Below are 20,579 nucleotides of genomic sequence, written 5' to 3'. Positions count from 1 at the left end.
TTGCTTATAAATGCTGTCGGAATGGTAGCACAAACACTTTCGTTGGATGCCGTTTTGAGCACTATCAAAACCAATAATCCACAGTTAAAAATGTATGATACGGACATTCAAAGTATGGATGCTGCTGCAAAGGGAGCAAAAAGTTGGATGGCACCTCAAATTAACACTGGTTTGTTTATGACGCCTTACGATGTAAAAATGTGGAAAGGGGACGAAATGAATCCGGGAATGGGTGCTTATATGCTTGGCTTTACACAAATGATTCCCAATGCTTCCCAACTCAGGGCCGATTCTGATTACATGAACGCGATGTCTTCGGTAGAAGCTGAAAATAAAAATTTCACCGTCAATCAGTTGAATGCTTTGGCCAAAGCCAATTATTACCAATGGTTGGTCTTGGATAAAAAAATAAAAATCGCCAATGATAATTTATTGCTTTTGGAATACATGATAAAGAGTATGGAAATACGCTATCAATACAACATGGACAAACTACCAACGTACTACAAGGCTAAATCGCAATACAGTGGATTGCAAAGCATGTTGGTCATGTTGGAAAATAACATTGCCCAAAAAAGAATCGTACTGAACACCTTAATGGCAAGGGATAAAAACACGGGCTTTGAAATCGATGCTACCTATACATTAAATGAATTTGATCTCATCGAATCAGACAGCACCTCTCTTTCTGAAAATCGAAGCGATGTACAGGCGATCGAAAGAACAAAGGAATTGAATCAGTTGAAAATTGAAACAGAAAAATCGAAATTATTACCTGAGTTTGGCGTGAAATACGATCATATGTTTGCCTTTGGCGACCGTCCGCAGCAATTTACATTAATGGCTATGGTCAGCATTCCGATGCCTTGGTCTACAAAAATGAATAAAGCGACGATTAATAGCATCAAGATAAAAAACGAAAGTCTAGAATGGCAAAAACAAATGATCCTGAATGAGGCAACGGGCATGATTTCAGGGATGCAAACGGAATTAAAAAATCTAAAAAAGCAATATGATATTGCCGAAAAAAGCATCATTCCTGCCTTGCGAAGAAATTATGACACGGCAATTTTGGCCTGGCAAAATAATACGGGCGATTTGTTTGTCGTGCTGGATTCATGGGAAGCGTTAAATATGGCGCAGATCGACAAATTAGATAAACTTCAGGCGATTTTGAATACTCAGGTGGAAATCGAAAAACAACTTGAAACGAAATGATTATGAACAAATATTTAAAATATAGTTTGTTGGCTATCGCGGTTCTGACTGTTGGATTCACAATTTATTATTTTGTAGAAAAATCGAATAATCAAACTACCCATTTTCATAAAGAGGAGGTTTATACTTGCTCTATGCATCCTCAAATCATAAGAAACGAACCTGGGAATTGCCCTATTTGCGGAATGACTTTGGTGAAAAAAGTGAGCGAAAAGCAGCCCGAGGAAAACCATTCGATAGAACACTTATTGCGACCTACGGATCAATTTGTCGTGGGGAATTTTCAAACCACCACGCCTATAGATACGACAATAAGCAGTGAGCTGCATGTGCCGGGACTTGTTGCTTACGACCCTAATTCGTCGGTAAACATAGCTGCAAGAATCAGTGGCAGGATAGAAAAAATGTATGTGAATTACAAGTTTCAAAAAGTGAATAAAGGTCAAAAATTGTTTGATTTGTACAGCCCAGAATTACTTACTGAACAGCAAAATTATATTTATTTGATAACCAATGATCCAGAGAACGCTTCAATCATAAAAGCGTCAAAGCAAAAATTGTTGCTTTACGGAATGAGCGGACATCATATTAATTCATTGGCTGCAGCCAAAAGGGTAAATCCGGTAATTTCTATTTATAGTCCAAGTACTGGAATTGTAGAGGGAACGGAAAGCATGGGCAAAAGCACAACAGGGAATATGCAAAGTGCGTGGACAACAACAACTTCTTTGGCTTTTAAGGAAGGAGATTATATTAAGAAAAACGAGGTGGTTTTTAAGTTAATGAATACGGATAAAGTTTGGGGTGTTTTTAATGTAATGCAGGGTTACAATAGTCTGGTAAAAGTCAATCAGCCGATTAGAATTTCGTCGGAGTTAGATGAAAAGGATTATTTCAACGCAAAAGTGAACTTTATTGAGACGCAACTCAATCAAAGCGAAAAAACCAACCGAATCAGAGTTTATTTAAATAATAAAAATCTGAAATTCCCTGTTGGTTTGCGACTGCAGGGAATTATAGAAACAAATCCAATAAAAGGAATTTGGCTCAGAAAACAGGCTTTGGTTAGCATTGGGACTAAAAAGATAGTTTTTGTCAAAAAAGAGAATGGGTTTAAAACTGCAATAATAAAAACAGGTATCGAAATCAATGATTTTGTTCAGGTTATCGAAGGAGTCTCTAGCCGCGATACCCTCGCCAGGAACGCGCAGTATCTAATTGATAGCGGAAGTTTTATAAAAACGGAATAATTATGAAAAAGATAAAAATAATAGCGTTTCTATTTATGGTCTTCGTTTTGGTCTTCGCCTGCAACGGCAAAAATGAGGAAGAGCATAGTGAGCATCAGGCAGAAGAAAATATTTACTATACCTGTTCAATGGATCCTCAGGTTAAGGAGGACAAGCCAGGGAAGTGCCCTATTTGTCAGATGGACTTAACGCCAATGAAAAAAGACAATTCTGCTTCTAATGAGATTATGCTCAGTGACCAACAGATGAAATTGGGAAATATCAGTGTACAGATGATTTCTGAAACGCAAACGAGTCTGATTGAAAACTATACAGGAGTTTTGGTGATGGACCAGCAGGCAATGAATACTATTTCTGCAAGGGCTATGGGACGAATCGAGAAATTATACTTTAAAACGGGGGGAGATTATATTCAAAAAAACCAGGCCGTTTACCAACTCTACAGTGAAGATATAGCCATAGCCAAACAAGATTATTTTGCGGCATACAAACAACTGTCCATGCCCGGCGATTTTGGTAAAAACGCAAAAAGTATGTTGAATGCGGCCAAGCAAAAGCTATTGTTCTTTGGCTTGTCCAACGGCCAAATTGAAAGTATTAAAATCAGTTCCCAAATTTCGCCTTACACTATTTTTTACAGTACCTATAGTGGTTATGTTTCGGAAATTACGGCAACTGAGGGAAGTTATGTTATGGAGGGCGCTGCCATAATTAAAGTGGCTAATTTAAGTACTCTCTGGCTTGAAACACAAGTAAACGTAAACTATGCTAAAAGTTTAAAAATAGGACAGTCTGCCATACTGTCTTTTGCGGATTATCCTAAAAATGACATAAACGCTAAGATTTCGTTTATTAATCCGGAGATAAATCCAGACTCCAGATTACTTTTAGTCAGAATGGAAGTGCCTAATCCGAATTTGCGTTTAAAACCAGGAATGCAGGCAGTAGCCAGATTAACGCAGTCCAATCTAAAAGGTATCTTTATTCCTACAGATTCAGTTATCAGGGAACAAAACGCCACCTATATTTGGGTCGAAAAAAGCCATGGAATTTTTGAAAATGTAATGGTTGAAACCGGAGCGGAATCGAATGGAATGATTGAAATCAAATCAGCGTTAGATCCAAATAAAAAAGTGGTCATTAGCGGAGCTTACGCTATTAATAGCGAATATAAATTCCGCAAAGGCAGTGACCCCATGGCAGGAATGAACATGTGATGAAGTAAGGACCTCACGGATTTTTACGCTTTTGAAGCGAGCTGAAAAAGTAATCTATGTCTATTGTAATGCTAGTGTTAATTGTTTAAGGGGCCGAATTAGAAATTTGGGCTTATCTCGTGTGATGATATTTTATTTTGACTTCATTTACTCAAAAATTACTTTGTCCTCGTTTTCAAACCATGATTTGTAAAATTCCTGATGGATTTTCTCGATTTCGTTACGTTTTACCTTCATAGTTGGCGTCGTTAATCCGTTATCTATACTCCAATCCTCTTTCATAATGATTACTTTCTCGATCTTTTCATGCTTTTCAATATGCGGGTTTATTTGATTCATCGTTGCAACTAATCCAACACATAATGATGTTCTGGATTTGGTTTTTCCTAATTCTGACAAGGTAATCAGCGCTATCGGTTGGGGAATTCCAGTTCCCACAAGACAGATTTGGTCAATATCCTTATTTATGGATAGTTTTAGTTCCAATGGTGCAGGAGAAATATATTTGCCTTTGTCTGTTTTAAACTGGTCTTTCACCCGGCCTGTAATGGTCAAAAAACCATCGTGGTCATACTGTCCGATATCTCCCGTTTTGAAAAAACCATCCTCATCAAAAACGGAAGCTGTGATTTCAGGGGATTTGTAATAGCCTTTCATTAAGCACTTGTTTTTGATACAAATTTCACCTTCTGAAGATATTTTAACGCTTACGCCGGCAACAGCTTTTCCTACAGTGCCAACTCTATTGTCTGTTGCTATATTAAAATGTGAAATAATAGTGTCTTCAGACATGCCGTATCCCTCTAAAATTGTAATTCCAATAGTTTCAAACCAATTTACTAAACTTGGAGCTATTGGTGCCGCTCCTGATATAATATATTTCGCGTCGCGCAAGCCTAATTTCTGTTGTAGTTTTTTCTTGATAAATCCCTTTACAACAGGAATTTTCAACAGCGTACTTAATTTTTTTTGTGGAATCTTCTCTAATATTTTTTCTTGAAACTTGGTCCATATTCTGGGTACCGCAAAAAAAAAATTAGGTTGTACTTTTTCTAAATCTGACGCGATACTTTGCAAGGATTCTGGAAAAGCTACTGTTGCCCCAATCGCAATACTTATATTTTCCAATACACGTTCTGCTATATGAGCAATTGGTAAGAAAGAAAATAGTTTGGAATTATCCTCTAAAGGAAACCGCGCGTGAATAGCTTTAACACTTTCCATAAAATTATTAACCGTATGCATTACTCCTTTTGGATCTCCTGTTGTGCCTGACGTATAAATGATGGTATACAAATCGTCTGGTTTTTGGATATAAACGTTGGTTATTTCTTGCCCATTTGAAATTATGTCTTCCCAAAGAGTGCCATTATTAGCACCATAAACACCTACGCAAATTTTGTGTATGTCTGGAAATCCCGATTGTTGAGATTCCAAATCGTCCAACTTACCTATAATAATAGCCTTACTTTCACTATGGACTAAAATTTGATTAATAGAAGAGGCATTAAGTGACGGATAAATAGGTATGGAAACATGCCCTGACATCATGATGGCTATATCTGCCATATGCCAATGCGCACAGTTTTTAGAGATTAAGGCAATATGACTCCTTTCCGGTAGATTAAAGTTTTTTATAGCATTGGCAATCTTACGGGACTCTTCTCCTACCTGGGCAAAAGTATAGTTAATAATCTTGCCGTTAAGAGGTTGTTTTAAAAAAACTGAGTTTGGCATTTTATTTTCCCAATATTGAAAGGCTTCTAAAGGTGAATTAAAGTTTTGCATAGAATTGTGTTTAATTGTTTTTTTGGAGAAGAATAGATTTTTATGCTGTTGTTAATTTCTTACACAATTCACTATTGGGGAGATATTCGCGCAAATATAATCTTTTTATTAGAAAGCATTTAACAAATGTATTCCCGATAAACCGTATCATTTATTTTGGTATGGGATGAGCTGCTTTTGCTGTCTTTATTCGTTAAAAGTTCTTAAAGTTCCACAAGCTTCCCCCTTAACATAATTAAGTAAATTTGTAATTCTTAGGAAAAAATGAAACAACGCTAAACTGCTGCTGCTTGCTTGTCTCTAAGGATGCGGTTTACTTCGTAAGTTCTCTTCATCCGTATGCAAATCAGAGGAGTAGGTTTGGGGAAAGTCAGATCATTTTTGTAAATGTAAGTTTCAAATACGTGCTTGGTAGCGCTTTAAATAATTGATATTCGATAAAAAGTTACTTTTTTATCCTTAAAAGGACGAACTTTGATAAAACGTTGTAAAAAAAACTTTATAAATGAAGTTATACATAAAAAACATGGTTTGTGGTCGTTGTGAAGTGGCCGTGAAAGCAGAGTTGGAAAAAATGGAGCTCTCCGTTATTTCTATAAAATTAGGCGAGGTAGAACTATCCCGAGAATTAAAGGAATCTGAAATAGAAAGTCTTGCAAATAATCTTAAGAACCTTGGTTTTGAAATGCTAGAAGATGAAATAAGCAAGACGATTGAGCAGATTAAAAACGGTATTATTGATTTAGTTCATTATCGAAATGAAAAAATAAAAATTAATTTATCGACTTATTTATCGGAACATTTGAGTCAAGATTATAGCACTCTGAGTAAGCTGTTTTCAGAAATCGAAGGAATTACAATTGAACATTATTTTATTGCCCAAAAAATTGAAAAAGCAAAAGAGTTACTTGTTTATAATGAATTTACTTTAAGCGAAATAGCGATTAAACTCAACTATAGCAATGTAGCCCACTTAAGTAATCAGTTTAAAAAAGTGACCGGTTTTACACCAACATACTTTAAAAAACTGAAAGAGAATACCAGAAAGCAAATTGACAGTTTATAAATCTTACAAATCACTACCATAATTGTGTAACAACAGATAGTCATTTCATTCGGATATTTGTATAGCTAACTTAATACAGCTTCAAAATGAAACATACCTATTCAATCACTGGAATGTCTTGCGACGGATGTCGTAGCAAGGTGGAGAAAACATTGAACGCCATCGATGGAGCTGATGCGGTCGTTTCTTTAGACGCTGCAACCGCGACCATAACAATGGAAAAACACATTCCAACTGAGAAATTACAAGAAGCACTTACAGCTGCTGGAAAGTATACCATAGAGATGAGCCATCCTAAAGAGCAATCTGACAATATAAAAAAAGAAGCGGAGGTGAAATCCTGTTGCGGTAATGATAAGCATCAGCATGCTGAGAGTAAAATGGAGGAAAATCCTAGCACTCCCGGGAAATATTATTGCCCCATGCATTGCGAAGGGGACAAAGTGTATGACAAACCAGGAAGATGTCCGGTGTGTAATATGTATTTAGAAAAAGAATCTGAAGCAAAGGAAAAGACAATCGAGAAATCGTGTTGCAGTTCGAATAAACCACAAGAGAAATCAACCGTAATTTTACCCGCTACTGCGCAAGGCAAATACTATTGTCCGATGCATTGTGAGGGGGAAAAAGTCTATGATAAACCGGGAAGTTGCCCTGTGTGCGGAATGAATCTGGAAAAAGTTCCCGAATTGAGTGTTGCAAAAACAAGGTACACGTGTCCGATGCATCCCGAAGTAATCAAAAACGGTCCCGGTTCCTGTCCCATTTGCGGAATGGATTTAGTACCAATGGAACCCACCGCTTCTGAAGAAAATAAAGTGTACAATAACTTAGTCCGCAAAATGAAAATAGCGGTAGTTTTTACAGTTCCCATTTTTATTATTGCCATGTCAGATATGATTCCGAATAATCCAATAATGAAAATTATGGATTTAGAAAAGTGGAATTGGGTACAATTATTATTTTCACTTCCTGTCGTTTTTTATGCGTGTTGGATGTTTTTTGAGCGTGCATGGAAATCTATAGTTACTTGGAATCTCAATATGTTTACGTTGATTGGAATTGGTTCTGGAGTCGCTTTTCTGTTTAGTTTGGTTGGATTGTTTTTTCCCGCTATTTTCCCGGATGAATTTAAAACGGATAACGGAGCGGTTCATCTTTATTTTGAGGCTACAACGGTGATATTAACGTTGGTTTTATTGGGGCAATTACTCGAAGCCAGAGCGCACAGTCAAACTAGTGGAGCGATAAAAGAATTATTGAAGTTAGCGCCAACCGAAGCTGTTTTGGTTAGCAATGAAGGGGATAAAGTGATTTCGATTCATGATATCAAAAAAGGAGATTTATTGCGGGTAAAACCGGGAGATAAAATTCCGGTGGATGGCAAAATTACCGATGGAGAAAGTACTGTTGATGAATCGATGATAACAGGTGAACCCATTCCTGTAGATAAAAAAACAGGCGATAGTATTAGCTCCGGAACCATTAACGGCAATAAATCCTTTGTGATGATTGCTGAAAAGGTAGGTTCGGAAACGGTGCTTTCGCAAATTATACAAATGGTCAACACTGCCAGTAGGTCTAAAGCACCAATCCAGAAACTAGCGGACAGAATCGCTAAATATTTTGTACCAATTGTAGTTGGGGTTTCCATAATCACTTTTTTTGTTTGGGCACAATTTGGTCCTGAACCCGCACTGGTGTATGGATTTATCAATGCGATTGCAGTATTAATTATTGCTTGTCCGTGTGCCTTGGGATTGGCCACGCCCATGTCCGTGATGGTTGGTGTTGGTAAAGGAGCGCAATCTGGAGTTTTGATAAAAAATGCCGAAGCGTTAGAGAATATGAATAAAGTAAATGTGCTGATTACCGATAAAACAGGAACCATTACGGAAGGAAAGCCTTCTGTTGAAAAAGTATTCTCTTTAAATAATGAAGAAGATTCTTTGTTGCAAAGTATTGCTTCTTTAAATCAGTATAGCGAACATCCTTTGGCGCAAGCCGTAGTCAATTTTGCGAAAGCGAAAGTAGTTTCATTAATCGAAGTCAAGGATTTTGAAGCGATTTCCGGCAAAGGAGTTATTGGAACCGTAGTCGATAAAAAAGTGGCGCTCGGAAATAAAAAATTGATGGAGCAGGTAAATGCCACGATTTCCGAAGAATTAGAAAATAAAATTATCGCCGAACAGAAACTCGGAAAAACGGTTTCTTATATTTCAATTGACGGAATTGCGGTGGGATTTGTCTCGATTACAGATGCCATCAAAGCCACAAGCGTCACAGCTATAAAAGAACTGATGCGTCAGGGAGTTGAGGTAATCATGCTTACCGGTGATAATGAAAATACTGCAAAAGCAGTGGCTCAGGAGTTACATTTGAGTTCGTATAAAGCGGGTTGTTTGCCTGAAGACAAGCTCAAAGAAATTAAACGATTGCAAGCCGAAGGAAAAATTGTAGCCATGGCAGGTGATGGAATCAACGATGCGCCGGCTTTGGCACAAGCCGACATAGGAATTGCCATGGGAACAGGAACAGATGTGGCTATCGAAAGTGCCAAAATAACGTTAGTGAAAGGCGATTTGCAAGGAATAGTGAAAGCCAAAAACTTAAGTCATGCGGTGATGCGAAATATTAAGCAAAATTTATTCTTTGCCTTTTTCTACAATGCGCTTGGAATTCCAATTGCAGCGGGTGTTTTGTATCCGTTTTTTGGCGTGTTGCTTTCGCCAATGATTGCGGCTTTGGCCATGAGTTTCAGCTCTGTTTCAGTAATTGCAAATGCGTTGCGATTGCGTAATTTAAAATTTTAATTATGAAAAAATACTCCATAATAATTATACTCTTGCTTTTTGCTTGGAATGCTGAAGCGCAAAAAGTAGTTCGGTATGATTTATATGTTCGGGATACGATTGTCACTTTTGGCGATACACCCAAAAGAGCGATTGCCGTAAACGGACAGATTCCCATGCCAACACTTACTTTTACCGAAGGCGATATTGCCGAAATTTATGTACACAATGAATTAAATGAAGATACTTCACTGCATTGGCACGGATTGTTTTTACCCAATAAAGAAGACGGCGTGCCTTATTTGACTCAAATGCCAATAAAACCGCATACCACCCATAAATATACGTTTCCAATTATTCAACACGGAACACATTGGTACCACAGTCATACGGGGTTGCAGGAACAAATTGGGATGTACGGTTCCTTTGTTATGAAAAAACGAAATGAGGATCCAACTTTTAGAGCAGGAATTGATGATTTACCAACCGTTCCAATCATTTTGAGTGAATGGACGGATTTAAATCCAAAAAATGTCCATCGGATGCTGCACAATGCAACCGATTGGTTTGCAATTCAAAAAGGAACTACCCAGAGCTATGCCGAAGCCATAAAAGCAGGACATTTTAAGACAAAAATTACCAATGAATGGAAACGAATGAATGCGATGGATGTAAGCGATGTGTATTACAATAAGTTTTTGATCAACGGCAAAAATGAAAGTAAAATAGATGGCGTTTCTTCTCCCCTTTCCTTTGAAGAGCGGTCTGGGTTGAGGAAGTTCAAAGCGGGAGATAAAGTGAGGTTGCGGATTGCCAATGGTGGCGCTTCTACTTATTTTTGGCTGACGTATGCCGGTGGAAAAATTACCGTGGTGGCCAGTGATGGAAACGATGTGGAACCAGTTGAAGTCGACCGATTAATCGTAGCTGTTTCTGAAACGTATGATGTTGTTGTAACGATTCCAGCAGATAAAACGGCGTATGAATTTTTAGTTACTTCGGAGGATAGAACTAAATCAGCTTCGTTGTATTTAGGAGATGGAATCAAGCAACTGATGTCGCCTTTGCCAAAATTAAAATATTTTGAAGGAATGAAAATGATGAACGGCATGATGAAAATGAATGGCGATTTAGATGATATGGGAATGAAAATGTCGCTGAACCAAATGGATATGAATGTAGTAATGTATCCTGAAATTACGGGGCCTATAGATTCTAAAGAAGGAACACAACAAGAAGTGGAGATGGATCATTCGTCTCATGATATGGGAAAAATGAAAATGGAGGCAACCGCTCCGAAGATGGATGGTATGAAAATGACGGAGGAAGATTATAATAGTAATGCATTATCTGATATTACTACCTTAAATTATGCCATGCTGAAATCACCCACTATAACAACGCTTCCAACTCCCCCTTCGGAGGCTGGGGAGACAAAAGAACTACGGTTTGAATTATCAGGAAATATGAATCGCTACGTGTGGAGTCTGGACAATAAAGTGGTTTCTGAAGCCGATAAAATTTTAATTAAAAAAGGAGAGAATGTTCGAATTGTACTCTTCAATGGTTCCATGATGCGCCACCCGATGCATTTACACGGGCATGATTTTAGAGTCCTGAATGGTCAGAAAGAGTTCGCTCCCATGAAAAACATCATCGATATTATGCCGATGGAAACCGATACGATTGAGTTTAATGCGAATGTTAAAGGCGATTGGTTTTTTCATTGTCACATTCTCTATCACATGATGGCGGGAATGGGTCGCGTTTTTAGTTATGAAAATCAAGAGCCAAATCCTTTGATTCCAAATCCAAAATTAGCGCAACGCAAATTATTTGCCGATGACAGAGCCTTCCATGTGATGGCTGAAAATGATTTTGCCACCAATGGGAACGATGGAATGCTGATGATTCAAAACACGCGTTGGAGTATTGGTACCGAATGGCGTTTGGGTTATACCGATCATCACGGGTATGAAACGGAAACGCATATTGGACGATATTTAGGGAAAATGCAGTGGTTAATGCCATTTATTGGTTTTGACTGGCGGTATCGAAAAATGGAAATGGGAGCAATGGAAGAGAATCTTTTTGGGCAAACCAATACCAAAGACAATCGCGCCGTTTTTAGTGCCGGAGTCGAATATACCATGCCAATGCTGATTAAAGCGCAAGCCGAAGTGTATACCGACGGGAATTTCAGGTTGCAATTTGAACGCATGGATATTCCGGTTTCTAAAAGATTGCGCATGAATTTAATGTGGAATACGGACAAAGAATACATGGCGGGATTGCGGTACATAGTCAAGAGAAATTTTGGAATTACCACGCATTATGACAGCGATATGGGAATGGGTTTTGGATTGAGTTTGAATTATTAAAAACGGAATACTTTGTTTTTGTAATTTTGGGAAAAATAGAGTGCTATGGTACAACTTTCAGAAATCTGGATTTATCCTGTAAAATCATTAGGTGGAATTAAATTGCAAAAAGCTCAAGTGACCGATCGTGGATTGGAACACGACCGCCGTTGGTTGTTGATTGATGAAAACGGAATGTTTCTGTCGCAAAGGGAACATCCGGGATTAGCTCTTTTTCTGCCTGAAATTATAGGGGATTTCCTAAAGATTACACATCGCGTGCAATTAGAAACAATACAGTTTCCGCTGCAGCAATCTTTTTCGGAAGCCGAAACTAAAATTGATGTGATGGTCTGGGAGGACTCCATTCAGGCGTATGAAGTAGATTCGGTTGTTTCAGATTGGTTTTCTCGAATATTGGGATTTTCGGCTCGTTTGGTATACATGCCTGAGGAAAGTCACCGAAAAGTAGAGGCTAAATATGCCGTTACGCAAGCTGATATTAATTCTTTTTCGGATGGCTATCCTTTTTTGTTGATTGGTCAATCGTCATTGGATGATTTGAATTCCCGTTTAAAAAAAGCACTGCCGATGAATCGGTTTCGACCTAATTTTGTTGTTACAGGTGGTGACGCTTATGAAGAGGATTCTTGGAAAGAATTCACAATAGGTGAGCTGACTTTTTTTGGAGTGAAACCTTGCGGGAGATGCGTAATGACAACTGTAGACCAAGAAAAAGGAGTGACATCAGGAAAAGATCCTTTGCGGACTTTGGCAAAATACAGGACATCGGGAAATAATGTGTTGTTTGGACAAAACTTGATCGGTTCTGGAACTGGTCTTGTTACTGTTGGTGATGCTATTACCATTTTGATTTCTATTTAAATGGCCTTTTCTTTTCGCGAATATGAGGTAATTCGTTGACTAAGTTTCCAGATTTCTTACTCAAATTTATTGCTTACTGAAATAGTATTAATAGTCGGGAGACGCTGCAGAGCAACCCGACTAATACTATTCTTGTTCATCTCTTGTGTGTTACAACGTATGTACAAACAATCAAATCAATTTTTTTTATGTTTTTGTTCCGTGTGATTTTGGTTTCCGTTAATCATATGATCTTCCACGTTCATTCCGTTTTACCTTTCAATCATCAATGCAGTAATAATAGCATGATTTTTCTTTTAGCCAAAGAATTGGGCGTTTAGATTGCTCTAAACGTGTTTTAAATACTTTGACAATCTATTTAATTTGCATTATTGATATGTTGTTAAACGTTCTCAGGTTTTATTAGGATTTTGGAGCTCGAAGACCGTTTACTTCCGGATTATTAGTACCCAATTCTTTACTGTACTCTTGAACCTCCTTTATTTGAAAAACGTAAGTCGTTTGTCTTTAACGGCATCCAAGCGAAGCATTTTATAATCCAGCACATAATTTTGGTAAATACGCCAAGGTGCTTTGTTTCCCTGACTAGGAAGCGTATTCGCTGCTCTGTTAATGTAGCCGCTATTCAGGTTGAGTAGTGGAACCGGTTTTAAATTTGTCTCGACTACTTTTGCCTGCACCGCTTTATAATGGTGTTTGTCCAAATAATTTAAAACCCGAGATATATATTCGCTGGTAAGGTCACTTTTCAACGTCCACGAAGCATTGGTATAGCCAACAAAAATAAAGAAATTGGGCAGGTCGCTTAACATGAGGCCTTTATAGACAAAAGATTTAGAAACATCAAAAGGTTGCGAATCCAGTTGAATTTTTACGCCTCCAAACGCCACTAAATCAAGTCCAGTTGCGGTGATTATAATGTCGGCGGCCAGTGTCTTCCCCGATTTTAGTAAAATCCCATTTGCTGTAAAACAATCGATATGATCCGTAACTACCGCTGCGTTCCCTTTTCTGATGGCTCTAAAAAAATCTCCGTTTGGCGCAATGCAAAAACGTTGTTCCCATGGATTGTAATTGGGTATAAAATGAGGGTCCACGGGAAAGTTACCCAAAGCCTTTTCAGCCCCTTTTATAATGAATTTTTTCATTGCCTCTGGAAAGAACTTGCACAGATTAAAAAAGACAATAGCGTAGAAAATATTTTTATAACGAATCAGTCTATAAGCTACTTTTTTTGGAAACAGCCTTTTGAGGCGAGCAGCAATTTTGTCTTTATTGGGCAAAGCAGCAATATAGGTTGGCGATCGTTGCAGCATGACAACTTGTGCCCCTTCGGCGGCAAGCTCCGGAAGGATGGTCACAGCAGTGGCGCCGCTGCCAATTATAACCACTTTTTTATTGGCAACATCTAATTTTTCAGGCCATTTTTGAGGATGGACAATTTTACCTTCAAAACGGGATTGGTCCTTAAATTCAGGAGTGTACCCTTTGTTATAATTATAATAGCCGCTACAGCTAAAGATAAACTGGCACCTATAAACTGTTTCTTCTTCCGTGACGGTATTTACGGTAGTGACCGTCCATGATTTTTTTTCTGTATCGAAGTTATAAGAAAGAGCGCGTTGATTGTAGATGATATGCTCTCGCACTTTATATTCGTCTGCGGCTTCATTCAGGTATTTTAATATAGAAGGTCCGTCGGCGAAAGACTTTTGATCCTCCCATGTTTTGAAGGAATACCCAAAAGTATACATATCCGAATCGGAACGGATTCCAGGGTATTGAAACAAACTCCAGGTACCTCCAAGTTCCGCTCTTGCCTCTAAAATAACATAGTTTTTGTCTGGATTTTTACGTGACAAATGACACGCAGCGCCTATACCGGATAAACCCGCTCCTATTATAATAATATCGATATGATTAGTATTCATGTTTTTATTTTAGAATTAAATGCTGTTGCAAAATACAAAATTGTAGCAATAAAAAAACACCATTACTTTTTCTTAAATAACGGTGTTTGTAATTGCTATGAAAACCTTTTGAAGTGAAAAAGAAGGGGTTTTTATTAGGATTAAACGACAGATTTATTTTTCAATAAACACGATGTAGCGTTGAGGTCATTCTTTTGTCCAACTAATAATTTGGCTTTTAAAATTTCCAGGTCTATCAGATATAGTGTCACTAAGGTTAGCGCGGTTTTGTAAACCGTGCCCACCGGCGCATGCAGATAAAACAAGTCAGAAAAGCTATATCCTTTAAACGGCATAGCTTTTACATTTTAACGTCAGTTTTTTTTATGGTTTTGTTAGCTTTCTTTCTTCGGCGACCTACTAAGTGTTATAATTACCAATTGGAATGGGCACGGTTTGCAAAACCGCTATCTGTTAAAGAGAAAACTGAGTGTATTTCAGAGCCATCTGGTGCTGGTATAAAATCTTAACTTAATGACATTGCGCTTGCGCTAGCGGGGATTTTTATTTTTAATCAGTACATAAAATGGCATATCCATAATTATCAGACCAACCTGATTTTAGAGGTAGCAATTTTCTTGTATGCGCTTCCCTTGACATTCCAACTTTTTCTAAAACACTTATTGAGCCAATATTTCCGATCGCGCAACCTGCCTCAATTCTGTGAAGTTTTAATGTTTCAAAACCAAAAGCTATTATTTTTTTTAAACTTTCTGTAGCATAACCTTTATTCCAATAATTGGAATCAAATTTAAACCAAACTTCAGCATTTCTATACTTTTCTTTTCCTAAATTTATTCCAATTAATCCGATAAATTCTTTTTCTCCATTTAATTCGACCGCAAAAGAGAAATGCTTGTTATTCTCCAAATTATTGTTAAAAATCCAATTTTCGACAATAATTTTGGTTTCGTTAATATTATTTGGAATTCCTAATGTATTAAATTCATCAATTTCAGCCAAACTATGTAATTTGTGAATGTTATCAATGTCACTTTCCGCGATTGTTCGCAAATTCAATCTTTCCGTATTAAAATTTAAGTTATTCATTTTTGGTTTTATTCTAATTTTAAAATTTTGGGTGAAATCTTCAGTTTTTCTTAACTCCTCTGTTATATTATATTTCCTTGATAGCTTCATTTTCAGCTTTTTTTTGTTTTAAGAGTTTTTGTTGTTCGTCGTTTTTGTCATTATCCAACTTTCTTTTATGTTTGTATTCCGTTGAAATATACCTTATGTAGATAATGTTCTCAGTGTTTCTTATTACTTTCCTAAATCTAGAATTTGTGTTAATAAAACTTGATTGTTTTGTAGCAAATAAACCACCTAGCATCTTATCACCCTCATCACTTTTTCTATATTTAGCCATTTCAGGACTCTTATCTAAAGAATACTCTATACTTGGTTTGTGTATTTGACTTTGTTCAAGATGTTGTGAAATTATTATGTCGGCGGTAGAGGTTTTAACTGAAATTGAATCCTGCTGTAGAACGTACATTTCACTACTAATACCTTTATTTTCTTCGTCCTTTAAACCTGCTAGATTAGAACTATCTATAAAAGCATTTGGTAATCGTATTAACTTGTTATTTTCATCAAGATATGACATTGCGGGGCTATATTTAGGATTGTCCTCCCAAACAGATTTTTCTTGGTAAGTTATTTTCTTTAGAGCAGGTAATTTGTATTTTTCTTGGAATAATTTGTATAGACATTCTGATGCCGATAATGTGATTTCGTATAATCTCCCGTCCGCAAAATAAGGATAGAACTCTGTTCCGCAATTTTCCACCTGATAATAGTACTTGTCTTGTTCGTTGATATGTGACAACTTCCCTTCAGACACCAAAAATTTATTTACTTCACGAAATTCACTAGTAGTCATTCCTCCCCAATATTGAAGGAAAAATTTTTTCTTCTGAGCAATGATTTCACGAAGTTTTAAACTATCTTGATTTACTTGTTTTACCTCTGTATGAACTTTTTTGTTATTCTGGCAGGATAAAATAAAGACTGCTAAAAATAGTAGTAACAGTGTATTAGTTGTTTTATTCATAGAATATTTTTCAAAGTTTTTCTCGCTTCTACTATAGCTTCTCTTTTAGGAGATTAAGCTATCATATAAAGTTCCGCCGCTTCTCGTCAGTTGCGAAGTTCGGAACTTTATATTTTCCATTAAAGATAAAATTTCTTGCGAAACGTATAAGTGAATTTACCACAAAATTCGCAATCTTGCCAAATGGCTGTTGTGCGATCGTGCTTATTCTAGGTCCATGATAATCGCAATATTTTCTTTTATTTTTTCAATTAAATCGGTTGGCAATTTTCCAACTTTTTTAAATAATCTTTTGTTGTCGATTGCTCGAATTTGATCAATCATTATGTCGCAATCTTCATGTAAATTTGCCATTCCCTTTTTAATATGAACTCTTAAAATATCAGAATCATCTTCAACGTTTGTAGTTATTGGACAAACGATTGTTGAGGGATGCGATACTTTATTCAGCAAATTTGTTTGAACAATTAGAACAGGCCTAGATTTACCTGCCTCAGTTCCTATTTGTGGATTCAAGTCAGCAATCCAAATTTCGTATTGATTAATCTGCATAGTCAATTTTTTCAAATTCTTTTAAAATGTTCATTGAATCTTTTTTGACTAATTCGGATTCGGCTTTAAGTCTTTTTTCTAAAATTTGTCTTTTCTGTACTTTATTATAATATTCAATTGCTTCGTTGATATATCTATTTCTAGGAATACTGATTCTTGAAAGAATTTTTTCGGTTTCTCCGAAAATTGAATCATCTATTTTAAGTGATACTGTTTTCATATGTTTTAATTTGATATCACAAAGGTATATCTTTTTTAGGCATGAAGTTGTTTAGTACGATTTTTTTTTTCGCATGTCGCACAACGTCAGTTCGTCTAAAACCCTCTAAACGAACTGTATTTGGTTAAACAGTGAGTAAATATATGTTATTTAAACTACAATTAAAACTCGTTCTGGCAAAACTCGCTTTATGATTATTAAAATAAAACAGTCCGTAAAAAGGGTTAAATATTGCTCTTAGTATCCCAAAATATAAATCCATTTGCACAGAATACGAACAAATCCGGAAAGAATTGTGGCGCAAGCCTTGGGTTGTATTTGCTAAGAAGCCTTTTGGAAGTCCAAAGTCTGTGGTGGAATATTTGGGCAGATACACCCATAAAATTGCCATTAGCAACCATCGAATCAAGAACATTGACAATGAAAACGAGACTTTTACTTATAAGGATTACCGAGTAGCGGGTGTGAAAAAACAAATGACACTCACGCATCATGAATTTATCAGGCGTTTTGCGTTGCATATTTTGCCCAAACGTTTTACTTCGTCAGTTCGCCCTTTGGGCTCGGGTGTTAAGATCCGACATTACGGTTTTTTGAGCAGCACTTGGAAGCGACAAAAGCTCAAGCTTTTGCAGGAAAAGCTGCAAGTGAAGATGTTAGAAAAAGCAGAGAAAAAGACCTTTATGCCCAAGTGTCCTTGTTGTAAAACAGGCAATTTACACCGAATAGCAGCTTTTGACCAGCGCGGTCCGCCTGCTTGGTATCTTGGCGGTAGCCAAAGTTCAAGTTTCTGTCCCGCTAATTAGCGGGATGGGTAAGGGAACTTATGTTCACAAGTGAAGGAACACACGAAAAAAACCAAGCAGAAAACACTCCAAAAAAAAAGAGGCTCGCTTGCCTCTTGTAATTCTCTCTAAAATTTTTACGATAAGTGCATAGGTTGACGGACGTGGAATCGGTTCCGTTCAACCCGGGTTTCATTGTTTGTGCTGCGCACGCAACGAAACCCTAGCTGTTGTGCGTTCGGTTTTTTCGTTACTTTTTATTGCGTCTATAATCTTCTAATTCTTCTAAAGATTCATGAATCACATCAAAATAATATCTCAATACTTTAATTAAAAAAAGACCTAATGCGTAAATTAAAAAATTTAAGATTATCCAAACAATAACAAATATAATTACTGTAATTAAATTGTAAGGTTCAATAAATATATATACAAATTTTGCAATTATATATGGAGTTACTAAGTATAAAAATACAAGTGTTAAATCATAAATAATCGATAAGGTTTTCAGCCAAAATTTACTCATAAAATATGTGGTTAATCATTCCGCCACTTTAAAGGAATGAAAGTTAAAATTAAAATTATGTCAGACAAATTTAAATTCTTTGACCCTAAAGATAACATGAAAAAACAACAAGAACTTAAAGAAAAGATTTATCCATTAATTACAGGATATACTTTAAAACAAATTAAAAATGCTTTCAGATATGTTGAGGAAGAAATTAAAGAAGAATACATTATAAATCTTTCGGATTAATATCTTCAACTAATTTAATATCCTTAAAATTAGCGCCACCAAAAATTAAATATTCTCCTGATTTTGGAATAATATCTTTACCCATAAAACCTCCAATTAAGTCAATATTTATATAAAATTCTTTCGGGAATTGCCCTCTTGTATCTCCTGATTGTGTGCAACGTGTTGCGGTTACTTTTACAAAATTCATATTTATAGATTTTAAATTTGTTACATTTTTATTCAAAGTTTAAAAAAAGAGAGGGAGGTTAGTCCCTCTCAGCAGTCCACGACTTGGCTTTAGAATTCGATTTGATTTGATTTAAATACAGATTTTAATGTGTCTTAACACGTTTTACCAAAGCGATGCGACCACTTTAATCAAGCTGACTAACGAGTTAATTAATTTAACCCATTTGCCAATTTTCTCAAGTTTACACATAGTTTTCTTTAGCTTTTATACAGTCGCTGGACTGAAATAGAGAATTTGTCTCTCTATTCTTCTTAAATGCTTTGAATACTAAACCCCATTATTTTTATGGTGGGGTTTTATTTTAATTTCTGTTTCGTTCCGCCAAACTGACGCACAACGTCCCGCTGCTTTGAGATGGCTGGAAGTGCGTAAACGTTCAGTTTTCGGCTTAACGAAAACTTGATGCGAAACGGTAATCCCACTAAACTCCAGATAGCTCAAAACAGCTGTTACAGGAGGGTTTTTATTTGTTTAATATCGTGATTCATTATTATATTCAGCTTTTTGCCAATTTTTAAATGAGTAATAAAAGCACCCAAACCAAATAATCATTCCTAAACTCAACATAACAAATCTTTGTTTAAATTTCAAAGTATAATTTTCCTCTTTCAGTTGATATAGAACTCTCCATTGTCTAATAAGAATAAAAGGAGAAACAATAGCAATAATAATCATTTCAAAAATATTATACTTTTCAAATTCGTTTGATTTTCTTTTTAGCTCTAGATTTTTAAAATAATCATTAACTTCTTCAGCTTTTTTTTCAAAAAAATCATCTTGCTGTTTTTCAGTAATATTCCTTTTTATTAATTCAACTTTAGCTTGATTAATTACTTCTTGTTGCCAAACTTCAGTTGACGAGTTTGCAATTTCAATTATTTCGTCAGTTTGCCTTTCGGATATTTTCGGATAATATTCAGACATTTAAAATGAAGATTTTTTTTGGTTATGTTTTCGAATTCTCTTTTTTGGTTTAACTCTCCTGTAACTTGTCTATAGGCGATACAAACTTTCGCATATACACCCAAATATGGGTAGATTGGCGAAGGTTTGTTACGTTTTACCTGTTTTCAAATATAGAAATAAATTATTATAAATTATCAAAGCAACTTATATTGTTGAATCCCACGACCCGACCTATCAGATATAGTGTCACTAAGGATAGCGCGGTTTTGCAAACCGTGCCCGCCAACGAATGCAGATAAAACAAGTCAGAAAAGCTATATCCTTAAAGCGGGATAGCTTTTTTACGTTTTAATGTCAGTTTTTTTTATGGTTTTGTTAGCTTTATTTCTTCGGCTACCTACCGACTAAGTGTTATAATTACCAATTGGAATGGGCACGGTTTGCAAAACCGCCTTTACTTTGTATTAGATAAAAAACACTAAATTTATTCAAAGGAAAACAGAGGTGAACTAACAAATCCGCTAA

General features: G+C 36.3%; 17 protein-coding genes and 1 pseudogene. 9 read left to right on the top strand and 9 right to left on the bottom strand.

The window, feature by feature from the left end; translation table 11 throughout:
* Positions 1-21 precede the first annotated feature (21 nt).
* The 3 genes from EKM02_RS12580 to EKM02_RS12570 are packed head-to-tail and all read left to right on the top strand — an operon-like array spanning position 22 to position 3,685.
* Positions 22-1,218 carry a TolC family protein gene (locus tag EKM02_RS12580; RefSeq protein WP_234423197.1) on the top strand — a complete coding sequence of 399 codons (1,197 nt, stop codon included), beginning with the start codon at positions 22-24 and terminating at the stop codon, positions 1,216-1,218.
* A gap of 2 nt (positions 1,219-1,220) precedes the next feature.
* Positions 1,221-2,468 (top strand): efflux RND transporter periplasmic adaptor subunit, encoded by a 1,248-nt coding sequence (locus EKM02_RS12575; protein WP_233592267.1) that lies wholly within the window; start codon positions 1,221-1,223, stop codon positions 2,466-2,468.
* A 2-nt stretch (positions 2,469-2,470) separates the two neighbouring features.
* Positions 2,471-3,685, top strand: a complete 1,215-nt coding sequence (locus tag EKM02_RS12570) for an efflux RND transporter periplasmic adaptor subunit (RefSeq protein ID WP_126455680.1) — start codon at positions 2,471-2,473, stop codon at positions 3,683-3,685.
* 147 nt (positions 3,686-3,832) lie between these two features.
* Here the strand turns inward: EKM02_RS12570 and EKM02_RS12565 are convergent, their stop codons facing one another.
* Positions 3,833-5,473, bottom strand: coding sequence for an AMP-binding protein (locus EKM02_RS12565; RefSeq protein WP_126455678.1), 1,641 nt, complete (start codon positions 5,471-5,473; stop codon positions 3,833-3,835).
* 505 nt (positions 5,474-5,978) lie between these two features.
* Here EKM02_RS12565 and EKM02_RS12560 point away from each other — a divergent pair.
* The 4 genes from EKM02_RS12560 to EKM02_RS12545 all read left to right on the top strand — a co-directional run bounded on the left by EKM02_RS12560 (position 5,979) and on the right by EKM02_RS12545 (position 12,576).
* Positions 5,979-6,539 (top strand): helix-turn-helix domain-containing protein, encoded by a 561-nt coding sequence (locus tag EKM02_RS12560; RefSeq protein WP_126455676.1) that lies wholly within the window; start codon positions 5,979-5,981, stop codon positions 6,537-6,539.
* Between the two features lie 86 nt (positions 6,540-6,625).
* Positions 6,626-9,352 (top strand): heavy metal translocating P-type ATPase, encoded by a 2,727-nt coding sequence (locus EKM02_RS12555; protein WP_126455675.1) that lies wholly within the window; start codon positions 6,626-6,628, stop codon positions 9,350-9,352.
* A 2-nt stretch (positions 9,353-9,354) separates the two neighbouring features.
* Entirely contained in the window at positions 9,355-11,712 is a 2,358-nt protein-coding gene (locus EKM02_RS12550; RefSeq protein ID WP_126455673.1) for a multicopper oxidase domain-containing protein, read from the top strand.
* Between the two features lie 45 nt (positions 11,713-11,757).
* Positions 11,758-12,576 (top strand): MOSC domain-containing protein, encoded by an 819-nt coding sequence (locus tag EKM02_RS12545; protein ID WP_126455671.1) that lies wholly within the window; start codon positions 11,758-11,760, stop codon positions 12,574-12,576.
* Between the two features lie 479 nt (positions 12,577-13,055).
* On the opposite strand, the gene EKM02_RS12540 is transcribed toward EKM02_RS12545, so the two are convergent.
* The 5 genes from EKM02_RS12540 to EKM02_RS12520 all read right to left on the bottom strand — a co-directional run bounded on the left by EKM02_RS12540 (position 13,056) and on the right by EKM02_RS12520 (position 17,374).
* Positions 13,056-14,507 carry a flavin-containing monooxygenase gene (locus tag EKM02_RS12540; protein WP_126455669.1) on the bottom strand — a complete coding sequence of 484 codons (1,452 nt, stop codon included), beginning with the start codon at positions 14,505-14,507 and terminating at the stop codon, positions 13,056-13,058.
* Positions 14,508-15,056: 549 nt separating this feature from the next.
* The gene (locus EKM02_RS12535; protein WP_126455667.1) at positions 15,057-15,596 is read right to left on the bottom strand and encodes a GNAT family N-acetyltransferase; all 540 of its coding nucleotides are present in this window, start codon (positions 15,594-15,596) and stop codon (positions 15,057-15,059) included.
* A gap of 67 nt (positions 15,597-15,663) precedes the next feature.
* Positions 15,664-16,602, bottom strand: a complete 939-nt coding sequence (locus EKM02_RS12530; RefSeq protein WP_126455665.1) for a hypothetical protein — start codon at positions 16,600-16,602, stop codon at positions 15,664-15,666.
* A 204-nt stretch (positions 16,603-16,806) separates the two neighbouring features.
* The gene (locus tag EKM02_RS12525) at positions 16,807-17,154 is read right to left on the bottom strand and encodes a type II toxin-antitoxin system PemK/MazF family toxin (protein WP_126455663.1); all 348 of its coding nucleotides are present in this window, start codon (positions 17,152-17,154) and stop codon (positions 16,807-16,809) included.
* Positions 17,144-17,374, bottom strand: a complete 231-nt coding sequence (locus EKM02_RS12520; RefSeq protein WP_066082045.1) for a hypothetical protein — start codon at positions 17,372-17,374, stop codon at positions 17,144-17,146. The genes EKM02_RS12525 and EKM02_RS12520 overlap by 11 nt, the downstream gene beginning before the upstream one ends.
* 269 nt (positions 17,375-17,643) lie before the next feature.
* Between EKM02_RS12520 and EKM02_RS12515 the strand changes: the two are divergent.
* Positions 17,644-18,180, top strand: a pseudogene (locus tag EKM02_RS12515) (transposase); the annotation flags it as partial.
* Positions 18,181-18,409: 229 nt separating this feature from the next.
* Here the strand turns inward: EKM02_RS12515 and EKM02_RS15090 are convergent.
* Positions 18,410-18,685, bottom strand: coding sequence for a hypothetical protein (locus EKM02_RS15090; RefSeq protein ID WP_234423196.1), 276 nt, complete (start codon positions 18,683-18,685; stop codon positions 18,410-18,412).
* Positions 18,686-18,742: 57 nt separating this feature from the next.
* On the opposite strand from EKM02_RS15090, the gene EKM02_RS14835 reads away from it, so the two are divergent.
* Entirely contained in the window at positions 18,743-18,916 is a 174-nt protein-coding gene (locus EKM02_RS14835) for a hypothetical protein (RefSeq protein WP_234423195.1), read from the top strand.
* On the opposite strand, the gene EKM02_RS12510 is transcribed toward EKM02_RS14835, so the two are convergent.
* On the bottom strand, positions 18,897-19,106 hold the full coding sequence (locus EKM02_RS12510) for a hypothetical protein (protein WP_126455661.1): 210 nt from the start codon (positions 19,104-19,106) through the stop codon (positions 18,897-18,899). The genes EKM02_RS14835 and EKM02_RS12510 overlap by 20 nt on opposite strands.
* A gap of 513 nt (positions 19,107-19,619) precedes the next feature.
* Positions 19,620-20,072 carry a hypothetical protein gene (locus EKM02_RS12505; protein ID WP_126455659.1) on the bottom strand — a complete coding sequence of 151 codons (453 nt, stop codon included), beginning with the start codon at positions 20,070-20,072 and terminating at the stop codon, positions 19,620-19,622.
* Positions 20,073-20,579 lie beyond the last annotated feature (507 nt).

The organism is Flavobacterium sp. RSP49, from assembly GCF_003968735.1.
Taxonomy (GTDB): domain Bacteria; phylum Bacteroidota; class Bacteroidia; order Flavobacteriales; family Flavobacteriaceae; genus Flavobacterium.
The sequence above is the reverse complement of the archived record's forward strand: the minus strand, read 5'-3'. Positions and strand labels throughout refer to the sequence as shown.